General features: G+C 57.1%; 19 protein-coding genes. 13 read left to right on the top strand and 6 right to left on the bottom strand.

Translation table 11 applies throughout. From position 1 onward, the window contains the following. Window positions 1-319 precede the first annotated feature (319 nt). Window positions 320-1,954, bottom strand: a complete 1,635-nt coding sequence (locus tag AZKH_RS06945) for a metallophosphoesterase (protein WP_015435041.1) — start codon at window positions 1,952-1,954, stop codon at window positions 320-322. Further along, window positions 1,951-2,451, bottom strand: a complete 501-nt coding sequence (locus AZKH_RS06940; protein WP_015435040.1) for an HAD domain-containing protein — start codon at window positions 2,449-2,451, stop codon at window positions 1,951-1,953. Before AZKH_RS06940 ends, AZKH_RS06945 begins: the two co-directional genes overlap by 4 nt. 482 nt (window positions 2,452-2,933) lie before the next feature. Between AZKH_RS06940 and AZKH_RS06935 the strand changes: the two genes are divergently transcribed. Beyond that, window positions 2,934-3,566 carry an HNH endonuclease gene (locus AZKH_RS06935; protein ID WP_015435039.1) on the top strand — a complete coding sequence of 211 codons (633 nt, stop codon included), beginning with the start codon at window positions 2,934-2,936 and terminating at the stop codon, window positions 3,564-3,566. A gap of 91 nt (window positions 3,567-3,657) precedes the next feature. Beyond that, window positions 3,658-4,458, top strand: a complete 801-nt coding sequence (locus AZKH_RS26235; protein ID WP_172642456.1) for an HNH endonuclease signature motif containing protein — start codon at window positions 3,658-3,660, stop codon at window positions 4,456-4,458. 40 nt (window positions 4,459-4,498) lie between these two features. Here AZKH_RS26235 and AZKH_RS06925 read toward each other — a convergent pair whose 3' ends face one another. After that, window positions 4,499-5,791: a Y-family DNA polymerase gene (locus tag AZKH_RS06925; RefSeq protein WP_041655996.1), complete on the bottom strand. Its 1,293-nt coding sequence runs from the start codon at window positions 5,789-5,791 to the stop codon at window positions 4,499-4,501. A gap of 35 nt (window positions 5,792-5,826) precedes the next feature. After that, window positions 5,827-6,306, bottom strand: coding sequence for a LexA family transcriptional regulator (locus AZKH_RS06920; RefSeq protein WP_051071653.1), 480 nt, complete (start codon window positions 6,304-6,306; stop codon window positions 5,827-5,829). 1,083 nt (window positions 6,307-7,389) lie between these two features. Between AZKH_RS06920 and AZKH_RS06910 the strand changes: the two genes are divergently transcribed. The 4 genes from AZKH_RS06910 to AZKH_RS06895 all read left to right on the top strand — a co-directional run bounded on the left by AZKH_RS06910 (window position 7,390) and on the right by AZKH_RS06895 (window position 9,782). After that, window positions 7,390-8,040 carry an SOS response-associated peptidase gene (locus tag AZKH_RS06910; RefSeq protein WP_015435034.1) on the top strand — a complete coding sequence of 217 codons (651 nt, stop codon included), beginning with the start codon at window positions 7,390-7,392 and terminating at the stop codon, window positions 8,038-8,040. Window positions 8,041-8,058: 18 nt separating this feature from the next. Further along, window positions 8,059-8,382: a hypothetical protein gene (locus tag AZKH_RS06905; RefSeq protein WP_015435033.1), complete on the top strand. Its 324-nt coding sequence runs from the start codon at window positions 8,059-8,061 to the stop codon at window positions 8,380-8,382. 753 nt (window positions 8,383-9,135) lie between these two features. Then, a complete protein-coding gene (locus tag AZKH_RS06900) occupies window positions 9,136-9,411 on the top strand; it encodes a hypothetical protein (protein ID WP_015435032.1) in 276 nt (91 codons plus the stop codon). 116 nt (window positions 9,412-9,527) lie between these two features. After that, window positions 9,528-9,782: a hypothetical protein gene (locus AZKH_RS06895; protein ID WP_041655995.1), complete on the top strand. Its 255-nt coding sequence runs from the start codon at window positions 9,528-9,530 to the stop codon at window positions 9,780-9,782. Between the two features lie 125 nt (window positions 9,783-9,907). Here the strand turns inward: AZKH_RS06895 and AZKH_RS06890 are convergent, their stop codons facing one another. Beyond that, window positions 9,908-10,444: a hypothetical protein gene (locus tag AZKH_RS06890; RefSeq protein ID WP_041655993.1), complete on the bottom strand. Its 537-nt coding sequence runs from the start codon at window positions 10,442-10,444 to the stop codon at window positions 9,908-9,910. A 93-nt stretch (window positions 10,445-10,537) separates the two neighbouring features. On the opposite strand from AZKH_RS06890, the gene ssb reads away from it, so the two are divergent. The 4 genes from ssb to AZKH_RS27210 all read left to right on the top strand — a co-directional run bounded on the left by ssb (window position 10,538) and on the right by AZKH_RS27210 (window position 14,412). Next, the gene (gene ssb, locus AZKH_RS06885; RefSeq protein WP_015435029.1) at window positions 10,538-10,993 is read left to right on the top strand and encodes a single-stranded DNA-binding protein; all 456 of its coding nucleotides are present in this window, start codon (window positions 10,538-10,540) and stop codon (window positions 10,991-10,993) included. Between the two features lie 124 nt (window positions 10,994-11,117). Beyond that, window positions 11,118-12,809: an HAD family hydrolase gene (locus tag AZKH_RS26740; RefSeq protein ID WP_015435028.1), complete on the top strand. Its 1,692-nt coding sequence runs from the start codon at window positions 11,118-11,120 to the stop codon at window positions 12,807-12,809. 5 nt (window positions 12,810-12,814) lie between these two features. Then, complete coding sequence (locus AZKH_RS06875) at window positions 12,815-13,765, top strand: DNA-processing protein DprA (RefSeq protein ID WP_051071746.1); 951 nt, start codon at window positions 12,815-12,817, stop codon at window positions 13,763-13,765. 170 nt (window positions 13,766-13,935) lie between these two features. Further along, on the top strand, window positions 13,936-14,412 hold the full coding sequence (locus tag AZKH_RS27210; protein WP_015435026.1) for a hypothetical protein: 477 nt from the start codon (window positions 13,936-13,938) through the stop codon (window positions 14,410-14,412). A 35-nt stretch (window positions 14,413-14,447) separates the two neighbouring features. Here AZKH_RS27210 and AZKH_RS26735 read toward each other — a convergent pair whose 3' ends face one another. Then, complete coding sequence (locus tag AZKH_RS26735) at window positions 14,448-15,176, bottom strand: reverse transcriptase family protein (protein WP_083903026.1); 729 nt, start codon at window positions 15,174-15,176, stop codon at window positions 14,448-14,450. 1,049 nt (window positions 15,177-16,225) lie between these two features. Here AZKH_RS26735 and AZKH_RS06870 point away from each other — a divergent pair. The 3 genes from AZKH_RS06870 to yecR all read left to right on the top strand — a co-directional run bounded on the left by AZKH_RS06870 (window position 16,226) and on the right by yecR (window position 17,935). Continuing rightward, window positions 16,226-16,696 (top strand): H-NS family nucleoid-associated regulatory protein, encoded by a 471-nt coding sequence (locus tag AZKH_RS06870; protein WP_015435025.1) that lies wholly within the window; start codon window positions 16,226-16,228, stop codon window positions 16,694-16,696. 52 nt (window positions 16,697-16,748) lie between these two features. Beyond that, on the top strand, window positions 16,749-16,997 hold the full coding sequence (locus AZKH_RS06865; RefSeq protein WP_231874536.1) for a DNA-binding transcriptional regulator: 249 nt from the start codon (window positions 16,749-16,751) through the stop codon (window positions 16,995-16,997). A 302-nt stretch (window positions 16,998-17,299) separates the two neighbouring features. After that, window positions 17,300-17,935: a YecR family lipoprotein gene (gene yecR / locus AZKH_RS27965; protein ID WP_083903024.1), complete on the top strand. Its 636-nt coding sequence runs from the start codon at window positions 17,300-17,302 to the stop codon at window positions 17,933-17,935. Window positions 17,936-18,017: the final 82 nt, after the last annotated feature.

Raw genomic sequence — 18,017 nt, 5'->3', positions numbered from 1 at the left:
TAAGAAGTTTGGGTATACCTTCCAAATTATCTCCCATCTTCTAAGAGCCTTCCAAGCTCTTAGAAGATAGACCGGGGGACGCGTTGCATCCCCCAACCGTCTAAAGCCACATCTGCTGTATTTCTCTAAGCGTCTGGTAAGAAGGCCACCAAAAAACCAGTTAAATATCTTGGTAGTTCCACTCCTGCGGTTCGTGTGTGTGAAGCGACGAACGCAGTGAAGGCAGCTTCCCAGTCGGCGAACACCTCCTACGGCCGCAATATAACCAACTAAAAAGAAAGCAAATGGGTCATCTGCGTAGTAACACCCCTCGTCGCCATTAAAGCTCCGGTGGCGCCCTGAAATACATCTCAACAAGAACCTGGCGGGGCACGCCTTCCGGGTTCGCAATCCTGTCCGCGCGCTGCACCCACTCATCCCTCTGGGTTGTGGATATACCTTGTACGAATATTATCGCGTGGCTCCCGTGCGGCGCGCAGCGCCACCGTGGTCGAGCCACGGGCCCCGTAATTGTGACGCGGCCACCAGCCTCCTCAAGGGCCTCCACGATAGCTGCGACCCGCACCTGGACCTTGAGCTGCAGTCGGCCGACAGCCTCCGGGTATTCGGACAGTACTTCGATAGCGCGGGCCATCTGCGCCAACACTTCTCCCCCTTCGCCCTTCACCGAAGGTCGAGCAGCGGTGTCGAATGAACCTGGCCCCACCAGCGGTAGGCGCGGAAACGGCAGCGGAACAGTTTCTCCGGTCAGAAGCTGAGGAAAATTCCAGCCGCCCCCTGACCACGAATCGCCCATTTGGCGCGACATCCGTGCAAAGGTACCTGACGCCAAGTTGGTGAAGCGCTCACATCGCTCATGAAAGACCCTTTGCACGCAACGTTGGGTGACCGACGAAGCCTCGGAGAGCGCCCGCGCCACCTCGCGCGCCTCGTCCTGGATTTCCCTCAGGTCCTCGATGACCGGCTCCACGTCGCGACGTAAACACGCCGCGAGGCCCTCCTTGAGCGCTACAACCTTGCTCGGCGTAAACCCGACGACCGGCGCGTGATGGTACCCGGCAGGATTGCACACTACACGCACGCCTTCGACTGCGTAGTCGAGCGCCGCATGGACGTGGCCATGCACCCAAAGGTCAATGCGCGAGGCGCTCCACCGCAGCGTCCGGGACAAGTCGGATGCGTACTCCGCCACGCGGTGCAACGGCGCCTCTCGTTCGGGCTCGACCCATGCCGCAAGCGTCAGGAACCGCGAATCGAGCCCCGAACGTGTCAGGCTGTCGTAGTGCGGGGCCATGTGGCTAACGACGACAGTCGGTCCGTCGAATGGCTCATGCAGGGACTCGGACAGAAAATCGAGGGCCTGCTGGTGCAGCAGATGAGCGATGCGGGGGTGCAACGCCTCGCGCTCGACCGACTCCGGGTCCTCGGCACGTATTGCCGCGACGGTTTTCGCATTGGCCGGGTCGCGGTAGAACTGTTCTGCGCCGATGCAGGCGTAGTTGCGCAGGCGCCAGCCGCCGCGCATCGAACGGGCTGCGGCATAGAGTCGCCCGCCACCGAAATCGGCCCACAACGTCGTCCCAAGAAAGCGGATACCGTCAATCACGACGGCGTCGTTTTCCAGGACATGGACGTCCGTCCCGCGAGCAATCGCTCTCGCGCGCGCAATCGTGTCAGCAAAATCCGGGAGCGGGGGCACACTGCTCGGGTCAGCGCTGCCCCATAGCTCATGGTTGCCGAGGACATACACGACAGGCTTACCAAGCGCGGCCAGCCATGCCACGGCCTGATTCACGTCGGCGTGTATGTCCCCCGCCGCGATGACCACATCGCAATCGGGCAGCGCATATCCGTCGAGCTGCCTTGACCCGGTCTCGAGGTGTAGGTCCGAAAGGATGTGCAGACGCACGTCCCAGGCGCCCCTTGTTGCCGACAAATCCGCTTTTGTCGTCATGTGTGCAGCCACTCAAGCTTTTCACGCAGTTCGTCTTGTGCCGTAACAGACCCGAGGCCAAGCATCGAATCGGTCAGTACCAGCCGCTCGCGGTGCTCATCGGCCCAGCTGTCGCCGCTGTCGTCAATCGCGAGCCACCGCGCGTGATGGTGCCTCTCGACATTACGATGGATTTGCTCGAAGCGACTCAGGTATTCCCACCCGCGGGGTCCGTGACGATGCCATGTCGCGCCGACAACGCGGCTACGCAGCCCCTCATTCAGCCAGCTGCAAGCAACATCAAAGCCGAGCACGCGCACCCAACTCGTGGACAGCACGATTTGAAGCGCGGGGTAAGGAGCCAGCAGGTCTTCGAGCACCGGAGCCCACTCGAACAGACTCACCCCATCCTGCCGCAAGACAATCTTGCCGCCGACGCGATACACCTCATCCGGGTGCAGTACCCCGTCGAAGTCGAGGAAGAGCGCCGGAACCTCCGGCTCCCGTTGACGAATCATCACGACCTCCCGAGTTCACCGCGCAAGACGACGGGTCACCCAGGCCAATCCGGCACGTCGGGCGTTCGCGATTTCAATCCGCCGCTGCCACCGCTCTGCCCCTACCCCCGTCACATCCACATCTGTTTGCAGCATCGCCTCCCCTCCCCCATCGCTGAGCACAGTATGCTCTTGGCGAAGCTGCAACGGAAGCACAACAATTAGTGTAAAGCACTGTTTTAACTTAGATTATTCTTGGCAAGTCGGCGTAGTTCCTGCCAGAAATTTATAGTAAGCGGCGCGACAGACGAGCCACTCCTGCCTGTCGGCCACGCCGTCCGCCAGTGGGGACGAATCCGAAAGGACCACTGCATTGAGTTCCCAGTCCGCGGTAGAGATAAGGGTAGCGACCGGCGCCACTTCGTGACCTTCCCGCGTCCCGTAGAGGCCCTCCACGCTTGGCTGCGATTGATGACATGCAGGAGTGCTCATAGAATCACGGCATGAGCACCCCACATCTCGACCGCCTTCTGTTCGTCCAAGGGGGCCTTTGCTTCTTCTGCAAACAGCCTCTACCTCGTGCAGAGGCCTCTATCGAGCATCTCGTCGCCAGCGCGAATGGCGGGACGAATGGCGAGGACAACTGCGTAGCGTGCTGCCGCACGCTGAACAGCCTTCTTGGCTCGAAATCGATAAAAGAGAAAATCCAGATTGTATTGAACCAACACGGCGATTTTCGATGCCCGAAGAATCGCGAGCAGGTCCCCGCTCCCGCCCTCTCCCCGCTCGCACCATCGGCCGAGGAAACGCCCGAGGCTCCGGACGGCGATAGCGGCAGTCTGCTCAAAGCGCCTGCTCCCCCCTTGCCAGTGGAGGGCGCCCGTTCCGTGCCGACCGCGTCCCCTACGGTCAGCAAGACGCAGCAGGACCGGATAGCACTTGTGCTCGCAGACCTGCGCAAACGCGGAAACTCGCGGCCCCGCAAGGAAGCGACCTTGACCAGCACCATTCAGGCACTCATCAAACAACGCACGAACCAGCCCATCTCGGATGCGAATCTCAAGAAGCTCCTTCAGGAGATGCGGCGCCGCGGGCTGCTCACCATCCTGGACGGAAACGTCACGTACAACCTCTAGCAGCCCCGACCGCAAGCCGATACCACTTTGCCCAGGCAGTCACCACCCGCACTGAGGATTCGCTCTGCCACCGATGTTCGAGGACATTATCGTGAGCAAGAAGGAAACATTCGGAAAATTCTGCGAGCAGCTGGATTGCCCGCTGACCAATCTACGATGGTCTTGGTCCGCCATCTCACCACGGCGGACGAGAGCAGTGTTTACCGTCTGGGCGGACCTACTCGTCGATGGGCGCTACATGTTCTGGCCCAACGGCACCGAGAGGCCGTGGATGAAAAAGAACGGTGGACGGGAACTATGGCGGAACATCACGACGGCTCGAAAAGAAAACATGGAAGCCCTTGGCGTTCTCTGCTATCCGAAGAAATCCGGGGTCGACAATCGTGCGCGCAGTCGCTTTGAGAGAGAGGTTGTACTGGTTCTAGAGTTTGTCGATGAACCAGACGGACTTGTCGCATACGTCCGTGGCGAGGCGGCGACAGCCGCCGCTAGGCTTGGACCGGTAGCCCAAGACATTCAACCTGTCCCCTACGCGGTGGACGACGTTGGCGCTCCTGGGGGGAATCCTGCACCTGACCGGGTTATTGGTCGAACAAACGGCTTCAGGAGAGATGGCACTGTCAGGGACTATGTGATTCGGCGCGCCCAGGGGAAATGCGAGTACTGTGGGGTTACGGCATTCAGGAAGGCATCCGGGGAGCCGTATCTCGAGGCTCATCACATCATCGGCTTGGCCCAAACCGGCCCTGATATGCCCCACAACGTCATTGCACTCTGCGCCAATCACCACCGTGAAGCCCATTACGGTGACAACGCGGACGAGTTGGAGCGGCATTTCCTTGAAAAGGTTGCCCAGCGCGAATCGGGGCGAGGGAAACGCGGAGTAGCCTAGACACCCCGTGCCGTCGCATTGAACGCAATCGTCGTCGCACCTAAATGGCCCGCACGCACGGCACGTCCTCCCAGGAGGTCGTGTACGCCGGCGACAGGTTGCCCCGACGCATCTGCCAGCCCTTGACCATACCCTCAGCAGACGAACGGAGTGTTCCCCTTCCCCACTTCGCGTTGATGGAGTCCATCGCACGCATCACTGCCTCTGACTGTTCGGCCGCCGCGGGGTTTGAGAACAGGCGTCCCTGCACAACGCTCTTGGATTGGAGCTCGCAGAGCATCACCCCAGCCTTCTGATAGGCGAAGCCTGGCTTGTACATGTCGTCGAGCAGGCGAAGCGCGCGCCCGGTCAATTCGCGCGTGTCGGACGTCGGGCTCGGCAACGGAACGGTCACCGTTCGCTGGTACTGCGGCTCGTTGGGCTTGAACGGGTTCGTCCGAATATGGACCTGTACCGCCCCAGCAACCGAGTTCTGCGCGCGTAGTTTCTCGGCCGCCTTGCCCATGTAGCTTGCTACCGCCTCGCTGAGTTCGGATAGCTCATACACATACTGGCCAAAGGAGCGACTACTCATGATTTGCTGCTTGGCCGGGGCCAACTCATCCAGAGGAAGACAAGAGACTCCGCGCAGCTCCCGCACCGTTCTCTCAAGCACGACGGAAATCCGGCCCCGAATGGTGCTGGGGTCAGCGTCGCGTAGCTCGCGGACGGTCTTGATACCCATGTCTTCCAGCCGAAGGGCAATCTTGCGCCCCACACCCCATACCTCGTCGACCGGAATCCGTTGGAACAGGGACGTTAGCTCCCCGTCAGTCATAGTTCCGAAATCACACACGCCGTCGGCTCCCGCGACGCCCTTCTTCGCGCAGTGGTTGGCCAGTTTGGCAAGCGTCTTGGTGGGTGCGATGCCGACACAGACGTGCAAACCCAACCAGTCCCGAATCCTTCGTCGTATCTGCCGACCGTACCCTGCCAGCCGTTCCGGGTCCTGCACCGCAAACCCCTTCAGGTCGAGGAAGGATTCGTCGATGGAGTACACCTCCAGTGCCGGGCAGAACTGCCCGAGCACCTCGACGACGCGATTGCTCATGTCCGCGTACAGCGCGTAGTTGGACGAGCAGGCGACGATACCCTCGCGGCGAGCCAGCTCGCGCAGTTGGTGCCACGGGGCCCCCATGGGCACGCCCAAGGCCTTGGCTTCGGCCGAGCGCGCGACCACGCAGCCGTCGTTATTCGACAGAACCACGACCGGCTTGCCCGCGAGGCGCGGGTCGAACAGCTTTTCGCAACTCGCGTAAAAGTTGTTCGCATCAACGAGCGCGAATACCGTCATCTTCACGGAACGGATACGGGGAATCGTCAGGATGACTACAGAAAGCGCTTGAACTTGCCGACTACGACACCCCAGACGGCAAGCTCATCCCCGCTTCGGACTTCGAAATCAGGGTAGGCCTGGTTTGCGGAACACAGAACCACGCGTTCTCCCCGCTTCTCCAGTCGCTTGACTAGGCGCTCCCCACGCAGGAAGGCAACGACGATGTGCCCGTGCTGCGGCGTCACACTGCGGTCCACAACGAGCATGTCACCGTCGAAGATTTCAGCATCGACCATGGAATCGCCGGACACGCGAAAGAAGAAGGTCGAGACCGGATTGCGGATGAGGTATTCGGAGACATCGAGGCGCCGGTCCTCGTAGTCGGCTGCCGGCGACGGAAAGCCCGCAGCAACCGGCGACAAACCCAGGGGAATGAGGCACGGGACGAATGGCAGTTTGGTTGCCCAGAGGGCAGACAGCCCGCCGCCACTAGGTATGGGCACCACAGCCGGCGTAACTTGCGCTCCACTCATTGTTCGACAGCAAGCTCGGGGTTCTTCACGGACGACCGGTTTCGTGCTTTGGTGGCGGCCGAGTCGGGTTGTCCGGCGAGCAATGACCTCAACGGGATGAGCCCATCGCAACGCGGACAGACCAAACACTCGGTGGTTGAAACCATCGTCGGTTCGAAGCCAGCGACAGGCACAGGGCTATGGCATTGTGGACAAATATGGTGCACGACAGTCATGGTTCAACTCCGGTAACGCTGTGTAGTGATATGCGGCATCCGGAAGGTTCTAGGGAACGCCAACTACTGTAAATTTATATACATAATAGCCTTTGGTCAGGCCATCGGCTACTCAGGACGCGGGTCGCGGGTGGTCGCGGGTGGTCGCGGGTGGTCGCGGGTGGTCGCGGGTGGTCGCGGGTGGTCGCGGGTGGTCGCGGGTGGTCGCGGGTGGTCGCGGGTGGTCGCGGGTGGTCGACGGTGTTCAGACGAACGGGGGCGTGCACGGTCGGTGCCATACGGCACGGCCGCGCCGATGCACATGGCGTCCCTCCCGTCACGAGGATTCAGGGGTGGTGCAGACTCTTGCACACCATCCCGTTCCCGGCGCTCTATTGGCAAGGTAAGACGACGTCAGATTGTCACCGGAAGAAGCGAATCGGCAGCCGACGCACACCGGAGACTTTGTTCTCGACGTCGCACATGGGCCAAAGCGTCTGCGCGTGAGGAATCCATGGTCAAGCGGGTTTGCTCCCATCGAGCTGTATGAGCCAGTGCTTGTTGGCGCTCAAGGTGGGACTCTACGCTGGCGTGGATATGAGCGCGTCGGAGAAAAGGGAGTCGTGCAGGAGTGGCTGGTGCGGGTTCGCAATTGAGCGCAACTTGAGACGTTTGCGCGGCCAGGAAGCTCGAGGTGCGGAGATGTACGCGCCGAAGTGTGGAATTCCGCCCCGCTGGACCAGTCACAATGGCTTTGAACGAGTTTCGGAGGCGAACCAGATACGGGCGCAGGTGGATTCAAAGGACGAATGAAATCTGTGCGCCTGCCGTGGGCACTGCGCGCGACGACAACTTGGCAATTCCTTAGCTCAGCCCTGAGGTACGTGGTATGTGCAATAGATACGTGTCTCCCGAGGAAGCGGAGATGGAGCGTTTCTGGCACATCGGCCGACGCAATCAATGGCCGATTCAGCTCGAAATCTTCCCGCGTGCGCTCGGCCCATTCATCCGCCCACGGACAGCCGCAGCCGAATACGAGCTGGTCGTCGGGCAGTGGGGACTAATCCCGTGGTTCGCTAAGACCTCGAAGTTATCGTACTCGACCAACAACGCCAGTTTCGAGGAGATATCCAGCAAGGCCTCGTACAAGCAGTCGTGGGCGCAGGGAAGATGTTGCATCATTCCGGCCTTCTCGTTCGGCGAGCCCTGCTGGGAGAGCGGGCATAACGTCTGGTGGAGATTCCGCCGTGCTGACGGAGCACCCTGGGGATTGGCTGGCCTCTGGAATGCGTGGCTGGACGAGAGCACCGGCGAGGTCATCGAGAGTTACACGATGCTCACTATCAATGCGGACGCGCATCCCGTGATGTCACGCATGCACCGCCCCGACCCGCGCTTACCTTCCGACCAACAGGACAAGCGCAGCGTCGTGGGCATCGAGCTCGCCGACGTTCAGACGTGGCTCTCCGGCTCGCCTACCGACGCCGCCCGATTAATGCATCCACCGTCGGTGGAACTCATCGATGCTGCTCCGATGTGATGATGGAGGAATTTCACAATGCAAGAATTTGGCATGGAGCTCAAAGTTTTCGCCGAAGGCGCGACCGATGAAGAAATTGCTCGCGGCGAGGCGGCTGCATGGGCTGTATTCGAGAATGCACGTGTAAACCCTTGGGCGGCCGCACACGCGGAGTTCAAACAAGAAGGCGACTGGGAATCCATCACAGAAGATGAGGGGCGCCTGGCCGATTTGTGGCGAGTGGCAGGGTACGAGGCAGACCGGGCCTGCTGCGCCGGTTGGCCGAAGCCGACGCAAGTGAACCTTATGCTTGTGGGCGACCCATACTCCGATATCGCGTTGGCCGACATCGATTGGCGGTGACCATCCGGACGTGGCGCTCGACGTGAAGTTTGAGAGTGCCGAGTAAAGCTTCCGCGTGATACAAAAAAAATGTCCAAGCAATGCCTGGATACTGTACTCATTGCCCCACGCCTTGACGCACGCTCGCATGTATTTGCGATTGCGCTGAAAGAATCCGGATTCACCGGAATGCCTGCACCGAAGGCTACAAGCCAACTGGTTTACCCTCGTCGCCTGTTGTCCTCCTGTTTCTAGCAAGACGGGGTTTCTCGCCCTCCTGCCAGCACGCAAGACCGGCTCCGAATGGACCGCAACAATCCTCAAATGCCCTATCGCTCCAACTTCTGCCATCGGACACATGCGGACTCGCCATTGCGTGGGAGCAATTTCAACATAGTCCCGAATCTGTGGAACGGCCACGAGAAAGCCTAGCGGGGGAAGCCTGTCGTCCTCCGTGATAGTCCTGCCCTAGTCAGACCCTGTCGCCTGCGCTAGAGGGGTATCACCGCCTCGATGTAGCTGTCGTGCTCAACCAGGAATACGCTGTCGGGCGCCTCCTTCTCGCGGGTACTGCGGGCGATGGCAATCTCCTTGCGAACGAGTTCTCCGAGAAGTGGAGCGCGAGGGATGTCCGGCACCGATGGCTACCTAGAACTCTTAAGTGAGGAAGCGTAGCCTGTGTAGCCATCGAGTGTTGTTCGGTGTGACGAAACGGTGGAAGTTTCTCGAGCCAGCCAAGAGCAGATGAATACAAGAGACCGAGTGCTATCGAGAATGATGGTACTGCCTATCATCGTCCTCGGTGGTTGCGTGTTCCTGCCGGTGACCACGACCGAGTATGACGCCGAGTGTGATATCACCAAGCGGCACATGGTGCTCAAGCCCCACCAGGTCGAAGCGTTTGTCGGTTGCCAAGACGAAGGTTGCGCCGCCTTGCTGGTTCTCGCTGGCGCCGTTACGGCAACGTCGGTCGTGATATCGGGCAGCGTCGCGGTTATCGGGGAGGCCGTCTACTGGCTGGAAGCCAAGAGGCAGTGCCGCAATAGGTGAACGTCGCTGTAGGCGAGGACTTCGAATCTGAACAATTTGACCGCGCCCAAGAACGAAAGACTGCGCCGATGACGGCGGCTCCTGCACGCGGAAAGGCTGACGGAAGGAGGCGGTTAATGGGCAACTCGAAGTTGGTATCAGCTCATCGGTTGCTGGAGGCCGGGATGCCGGCCAAAGAGGTCACAAGGCGGATGGAACTCTCCGCTGAGGCGATGTATCGCATGCTCGTGGCCGCAATTCTGTCGGACAGCGACCAGGTCCTGGAGGGTGAGCAGAAAATGCCGTCGGTGGTGGCGCTTGCGTTTGCACCGGCTGCTCATCGACGTGACGCTCCGCAGCTCGCCTGTCTAATCTTGGGGTGGTGGGGGTGACAGACCGCACTGCCGGATAAACCCTTTGCGGTCACTGGCCGTGACGAATGCCGACAGTCCGCAGTTCAATGCTCAGCGGTCTGTCGGTGGCGAGCCGCAAAGCGGTAGTCGCCGATAGCGCGCCATCACTCATTGGAACGCGACCAGCCCAGCAAGCGCCTCGGCCCGACATCTCGTCCAAATAGATGGGCGCATATCAGCGCTCGCGCGAAGCGCCCAAGTGGCACCTGCGCCCGGTTGGCCCTCTGTTGCAGGCCGTCCTTCATTTTATTTGACATGAATATCTTCAGCGCGAAGATGTTCTTCCCCATCTCAGGCTCTGGGTCGTCGTATTCCGGACCGAGCTCATCCTCTGGCGGTGGCGCTTCCTCTTCCTCGGATTCTTCGACTTCCGCTGAAACGGGTTCGTATAGCCCCGTTCGGGTGTCGCGCATCTTCAACAGCTCGTGGTACCCGTAGAGATACGTGGCAAAGAATTCCGATAGATACACGGTGTAGGACGCCCCAACGCGGTCTCCAATCTCAGTCAGCGCTTGCTTTGCGCCGTCGGGCAGCCAGACACGCAGCTGGGTGTCCTGCATGTTCAGGCCGCGGTAATCCCTAGAAGGAATGAGGTCAGCGGAAAGTGGGCTGTCGTCAGCACTGGGCACCCAGTCGGCCAAAACGTCTCGCGCTATTCTCATTTTTCCCCTACGGTTTTTCTGGACCAGTATTTATGCCGGCCCTATGTTAGCGACTTTCAATAGGGAGGTCGCATGGCATCCATCAACAAGGTCATCTTGGTCGGCAACCTAGGTGCGGCGCCAGAGGTTCAAGCAACTGGAAGTGGCGGGCAAATCACCACAATACGGCTGGCCACCAGTGACAGCTGGAAGGACAAGAGCACCGGAGAGAAGAAGGAGCAAACCGAGTGGCATCGAGTAGTGTTCTTCGGCAAACTGGCGGAGATTGCCGGTCAGTACCTAACGGCAGGGGCCTCCGTGTACGTCGAAGGCCGCCTGCGTACGCGAAAATGGCAGGGTCAGAACGGCGGGGACCGTTACACCACCGAGATAGTGGCGGATGAGATGCAAATGCTTGGTAAGCGAGACACCACAGCCGGCACCTCCTTCAAGGGGCACAGCGCGTCACCCACGGCGACACCAAGACAACCAATCAAATCTGACTCCTATCTACCACCTGCATTCGACGAAGATGACCCGCCGTTCTGAGTCCGCAGCGCGCTATGACTTATTGTGGATTCCATATGCGTTAGGCAGGAGCGATACTGGTGCGGCAAGGTCAATTCTGAACAACTATATCTCGATGTAACGACGCGACGTCGGGGGCAAGAAAATGATGGCGGACAGTCTCGGCGCTGAATGGGTGATAAGAAACAAGACGACCCTACCATGGTCGGTTCTTATAGGGGCACGAATTTCTACGAAGAATGGCCAGGAGCTTCGAGTCAACCACGTCGATGAATGCCCTTGGCCAGGCGGCCCCATCTTTTGGGTGAGTGCGGCTACAGGCGCCGGTCGTGGTCAGGCTCCGTACACAATTGACGAGTTCACCTCGGGCTTCTTTGAGGCCCTCCATCTAGCGCCGGAGCACATCCAAGCATTAAAGACTGTGTATGGGGAAGAGGAGACTCTGAGAACCTCTGGAGAGGCGGACGAAGAGGATATATGGGACCAGAGGCAGGGACGGCTGGATGGGCAAGATGTAGTCACGTCACATCCAGACATCGGAAACGGCGGGCTTAACCATCTGAGACAGTTTGACCTGCTGCTGTTTGACCTCGACAACACCCTGCTTGAAAGCGGACACCTTGAATCCTTCCGAAACCGAGAAAATCTCGGGGAACAAGCCGCAGGATACTACGAGCGATTGCTGAGCGAGGCGCGAACACTGGTCCACCTAATTCCTGAAGAACTTTTACTCAATCTACGAAGCAATTTCCCCGGGTTGCGCTTGGGGGTATTCACAAGGGCGCCCAAATCGTATGCAGTATCACTTCTGCAATGCTGCTTTCCAAATATTCACTGGGACTGCATTATCACGTTTGAGGATGTCCTTGGGCGCACGAAGCCTAAACCGGACGGTATTTTCAAGGCAGCATTGGCCACTGGCGTGGAAGATATGGCGCGAGTCGCATTTATTGGCGACGACTGGCGAGACTTGCTCGCCGCCTACCATGCCGGAGCTCATGCCGTTTTGTTCAATCGGGGATGGGGACCTTTGGCTCTCAAACGAGACAATGTCAAAAGGAATGAACATTATCGGGCATTGGCGCAGATGCCGGATGCAAAGCTAGATGACGCTATGGACCTGATGAGTCTAATTCTTGAGCCTAGCCGTTTCTTGCCCGCCCTCGAGGCGTGGATTGCAGGTGTAAATGGCATTGGCCAAGAGCTTCCGATGCGGGTTGATGTCCGCAATCATTTCAACGACCTTGATAAAGACATCGCACTAAACTGGGTTGAAGTTCATGCCTTGGGCCGCTACTTTCCAACAACAGCCACTGCAAACTTTCCTTATTTCGAACGGCGCGACACGCTCACCACTGCCATTCTAAACGCAAAGGATGGAATGCCCTATCCGGACACATGGGCTGACTGTTGCGCTGAGTATGTATGGAATTACTCAGAAAAATTACTTCCATGGGATGGTCAACTTGTAGTTTGCCCAATTCCTTCCCGTCCAGACCCGGAGAATAACGCCGGTTCTGGCCGTCTGATAGAACTACTTGGTCGAATACGGGACCGCTTGCATACGCGCCGAGAGCTAAACATCAGTATCTATAACGGAGTCTTGGAATACCGCCAAGGAGCAGTCAAAAACAAGTCTTTGGACCGAGAGCGGCGCTTTCTGAATGTGCGGGACCACCTATTCGTTGCGAACAAGGCTGCGGTGAAAGGCCGGACGGTGCTTGTCCTGGATGATGTAGTTACGTCAGGCGCTTCCTTCTATTACGCTAGTCGGTACCTGCGAAAGGCAGGCGCCGACGATGTCCATTGCTTAGCGCTGGCACATACGATTTCTTAACTATCATGCTCACGGAACTTAACAACAAACTCCTTACACTCGTAAATCTAAAGGGGGTCGGTCCCGCAACCCTACGGAGTTTGGCTGCCGAGCGCGATTTTCTGACGGCTTCTATATTTGACCTCGCAATTCGAAATTCAAAGCTCGCCAAAGCGCTTCTTCCAACAGGTGCTTTAGAGGCCGCAGCGATGGCCGCCGAGAAGGATATCTTAGCGTGCGAACGTGCTGGCGCGCGAATTGTGAGTGTGCTAGATGACGACTTTCCTAAGCTACTCAAGGACACGGCAGACAGTCCATTCTTTTTGTACATCAAGGGTCAATGGCCACCGAATCCGCTGAAATCAGTTGCGGTAATAGGTACCCGGCAACCAACTGAGCATGGCGGGATTATTGCCAAGCGAATCACGACCTACTTATCTGAAAACGGATGGAGCATTGTTAGTGGCCTAGCTACTGGCTGCGATGCCATTGCTCATCGAGCTTCACTGGACCGTTTTGGCCATACGGTTGCTGTGCTGGCTCACGGGCTCCATACGGTCACACCGAAGCAGCATGAGAGGCTGGCGGCCGAGATACTGGATAGGGGCGGCGCCCTTGTTACCGAGTACGCCTTTGGGGTTGACCCGATTCCCCCAAATTTCGTTAAGCGCGACCGCATCCAGGCTGGCCTCGCGAGAGGCGTGGTTATGGTTCAGTCTGACCTAAAGGGCGGAAGTCTCCATGCTTCTCGTGCCGCCCTGGACTATGGCCGGATACTCGCGGTCCCGGAGCCAACAGAGCGAGACCTTGCAAAACAAGAGCAGAAAGCAGAAGCAAATCGAGTCATGGCTTTCGGGTCAGATAGCGAGAAGTTGGAACTCCTCAAGCGTTCCCCTCGCGACAACCTTGAAGGCCTGTTTATTCTTCACGGCAAAGATGATTATGATAAATTGGTATCTTCGCTTGAGGCGGCCTAATATACTGCTTGCATCAGGAGCATCCCCGGTCAACGAGGGGTGAACCTGCTAATAATCATTCAATCGCCCGGAGGGTGCTGGTTCTGGCTATCTTGCAGTCTGGCTTCCACGGACTGGTGAGGATAATAATTCAACGTCTCGTTATTGGGATACGAGCAGCATGGTGAAAAATGAAAAAGGCGCTAAAATTAAATGACCTAATGGCTCACCTGCTCGATTGTGGATTTCGTCGGCTCAAGCCAAAAAGCAATACTTGGACATCAGCGTTTGTCCTTAGGGTGGACAATACGGTATTGTGCATTTTAACAAGAAAAAACGGCATAGACCTGAGGTGTTATGATAATTACAAAAGCGGCATATCAATAACGGACGGTCAGTACATTTCCATGCAAGGAGGGAGTATATACAGAAATAATTTCAATGAATCAACAAACCTGATAACGCAAAAAATTTACGTTATCGCAAAAGGCTTTTCAAAAGGAAAGATGCATGACGCAATCAGGATGGAGGATGGCAAAAGCTCCGCGGCAATTGCAAATATCGACAAAATCAACCGGCTTTTGGATATAGACAGCCTGACTCGAAAATCTGAATTAGATGAGAGCAGAGATTACGCCGACGCGATTGAGTTCGACGCGGAAGATTAGAGACGACGACATGGCTATCGAAGTATAAAATGAATCTACACAAAATAATCATTAGGCAGCTTGCATCTTGACCACTCGGTTAGACCATTTACTGAAGCTTTGTTTTGTTGGTGAATAGCTGCGCGCAAATTCTTTTTTGTGCGTCTTGTTGCGTGCAGGCCATTTCTATCGACCGCAATTCCTGTAATAACTACCCGCCCATTCGTGCTTTCTTGAAGTTTTGTTTTCTGGTGGTTTATCTTGAAACCGCATCGCTCTGCTGCCTGCTGTAGAATACATTTTATTTTCCCGCTGTCTTTCTTGTCGTCAAAGCTTACCGTCAGGTCGTCGGCGTATCTCGTGTAGGCAATCTTTATGCTAAGTTTTTGCAGCGCCAAGATTATCTGCTTGTCGCACTCAAGAAACGCTATGTTAGAAATTGCCGGACTGGTTGGAAGCCCTTGCCTTGGGTGGCCATTTATGAAGCAGCGCTCAATTATGTTATCCGGAACTAGGCCGGAGAGGTGAGCCGGGGTAATGCTATCAAAAAAACCCTCTAAATCCATCGATAGAGTGCATTTATACCCGATGTGCTGCAATGCATTGAGTGCACAGTTCCTATTCTTCTGAAAGGCGTAATTGAATTTGTAAATATCTAATCGCGACAATATCTCGTCGAGTACAGGAAGCATGCTGCGTAACTCGAGTCTATATTCCGAGGAAGGAATGTAGATTTCTCTAAATTTCCCACGCCCTTTCGGGATACGCGAAACGGTGTAAAGCATAGCGTGCCTATGTGAGAGGAAAGTGCAGGCTGCAATAATCCTTTACGTGCTTTGGCATCTCTTCCCCTACATCGGCGAAGCCGCTGTCGCGTAGCGACCAAACACCTTGCTGGAAGCAAGGTGTCTCAGAGGGTGTAAGTCACATATCGAGAAGTGGACGAAACATCAACACCACAGTGACTTACTGTAGCTAAAAGATTACGCAGTCTGCGCAATAATTTTACAGGAATGTGTATTGCATAGCAAGAGACGAGACTTAAGTTGTACCAAAACAAGTAATATTTGGTCTTTGGTTAATTCAGCCATATGCTGCATGGTCGAGCCGGTGGCAACAAGTCTGCGCTGATTATATGATTGTCATTTGCGTGAATATCTTTGTCTGAGATTATTCTGCATAATTGTCGTGTGCCAACTAGCGGGCCGCGGCCATACTGGGTTTCCCCCGAAATTTTGTCTTCCAATATAGCCCTCCCGCCGCCTGGCTATGGAGTGCCATGTTCCAAGGTCTTCTGTTAACGGATAACCTGACCTAGACTTTCTCCAGTTTCGGAACGGCCCAGCACCCGCTAGTGGCCGGCTTTTGCCGGTGACACCCTCCGCCGGCCTACCTTCAGGTGACGTTCCTGCATCCTCATTGATTTGATGCCGCACACATCCGGACGAGTGCCGAGCACACAGACTACTCGCCGGGCCTCCGTCAGAAGCTTCAATTCTGCACGGTTGGGCGAAGCGGAGTGTTCATTGAGCATCGCCCGAACTCGCAGAGTTCTTCAGTCCCTCGCGAATGTTGCTCTGGAAAGCCGGGGAGACTATCACCAACTCACGGGGCGCATCCCCACCTCTTGGTCCTGCACGACATATTTCCAGCGTCTCGCACGCATCTAGGGCTATTCGCCTCCACTTCGGCGCCTTACAATCGCAGCTGCCCCCAAATCCGCCGCAACGACCGATTTGTTGCAACAAAAACTACCAGACTGCTGAGCGCGATGCATGGCATCATCGTATGTCGTTGTTACCAAACTTTCCTACCCAACTCCTCCAAATCAGACATGACCGAAAATCTCAGCGGCTACAGCCTTCCTCAATTGAAGCAACTTCGCGTCCGCATCGAAAAGGAAATCGCGAAACAGGAGTTAGCGGGCAAGGCATCCGTTCTAAAGAAGCTGCAGAAGTTGGCGAGAGCGCACGGCATGACTCTTGATGAAGTGCTCGGTGCCACCGCCCAGGTGAAACCTGTTAAAGCGGTGTCGAAAGCACCCGCCGTCCCGAAGGCTCCAGTACCGGTGAAGTACCGGCATCCCTCGAAACAGGACCTAGCATGGTCCGGGCGTGGCCGCAGACCGCAATGGGTTGAAACATGGCTGTCCAATGGCGGCGCCCTAGATGCACTTATGATTTCTGCGCAGAAATTTGAGAAGAAGCTCCAGCGCAAGGCGGATGCCTCCAAGTCCGCTCCGAAAGTCGTAGCAGCTGTATCTCAGGACGCAGGTGAGACTGAGGCCGCCGCCACGACCGAGTAATGCATCGACGCCGCGCTAGCACCCCAGAAAACACCCTATGACCTCAAATCCCATGACGGCAAAGCCGCGTAAGCAGCCAGCACTGCGCTTCAAAAGCGGTGATGATGTCAGCGAGTTGCGCAAGAAGCTCGGACTGAATCAAACGGAATTTTGGAATAAGTTATCCGTGACGCAGTCAGGAGGCTCGCGGTACGAATCCGGACGCAGCATTCCTGGCCCCGTTCGGCTGTTGCTGCACCTGACGTACGGCACCGAGAAGCAAGCCGGCGATTTGCTGGATTGGCTGCGCCAGAAGGAGTAGCTCGGCGAGGAAGGGTGGCGTGCGAGTTAAGGGATGACCGTCGAGCAGCAGATTCGGCGGTCACTATCGGCGAGCAAATATGAGGTCTACGTGCGTCGACATCTTGCGCGCTCCGGAAGCCCTGCCAGATATCTCGTGCAATTGCTCGTCTCATTGCCAACGGTTGCCAACTCATCGTGAGCGTGGAGGCGGCCTCCGCTTAACAGGCTCAAAGCGCTCCCATCATGCTCTGAAGTTATCGACCTATCATTCTCATAGACCTACAATCTACGCATCTTTACTGTCGTCGATAAGGATGTGTAATGAGAATGCTGCTTGCCCTTGCTCTAGGAGCGCTTCTTTCCGGTTGCGCCGTTACGAGGGACTGGAGCGCGAGCGGGGGCAGCCGTTCGGACGGAGTAGTACGGCTGGCGTACGATGCGCGTGAGTTGGAGACCGTCCGAGTCGATGAAGCTCAGGCGGTGAGGCTCGCCACTCAACGCTGCAAGTCCTGGGGCTACACCGGAGCGGAAGCATTCGGCCGCGCCACACGGCAGTGCACTCAGTTCGGCGGATTCAGCGGATGTGCTCAATGGACGGTAACAAAGGAGTATCAATGCACGGGAACCGGGACGGGCGTTGAAACTATCGCGACTGGACGACCTGCAGTGTCCTCCCCAACTGCTGCCCAGAACGCAGACCTTGCACCATCGCGCCAAAGTCAGGATGCTCGGACCATACCTGTGAGCACAGGCACTAGCTCAGCGGGACCGGAGCAGCAGGAAGCAGAACGCGCGCGGGGCGCTCTCGCGAGCAGCGGCTGCCAACCGACGAAACTACCCGTCCGGTTCAAGCAACAGAACGACACGAACTTCTACGAGGCTCGCTGCACGGACGGGCGTCTCGTCCATGCCCTTTGTACATTTGGTGATTGCCGGCTGAGAACTCGCGACGACTGAACATCGGCGACGTTCCGAGCAGCACTTGCAGGTAGGTTAGCCAGCGCCGCTAAACGGGGACGTCCGAATCAAGCGTTGGACC

Source organism: Azoarcus sp. KH32C (genome assembly GCF_000349945.1).
GTDB lineage: Bacteria > Pseudomonadota > Gammaproteobacteria > Burkholderiales > Rhodocyclaceae > Aromatoleum.
The sequence above is the reverse complement of the archived record's forward strand: the minus strand, read 5'-3'. Positions and strand labels throughout refer to the sequence as shown.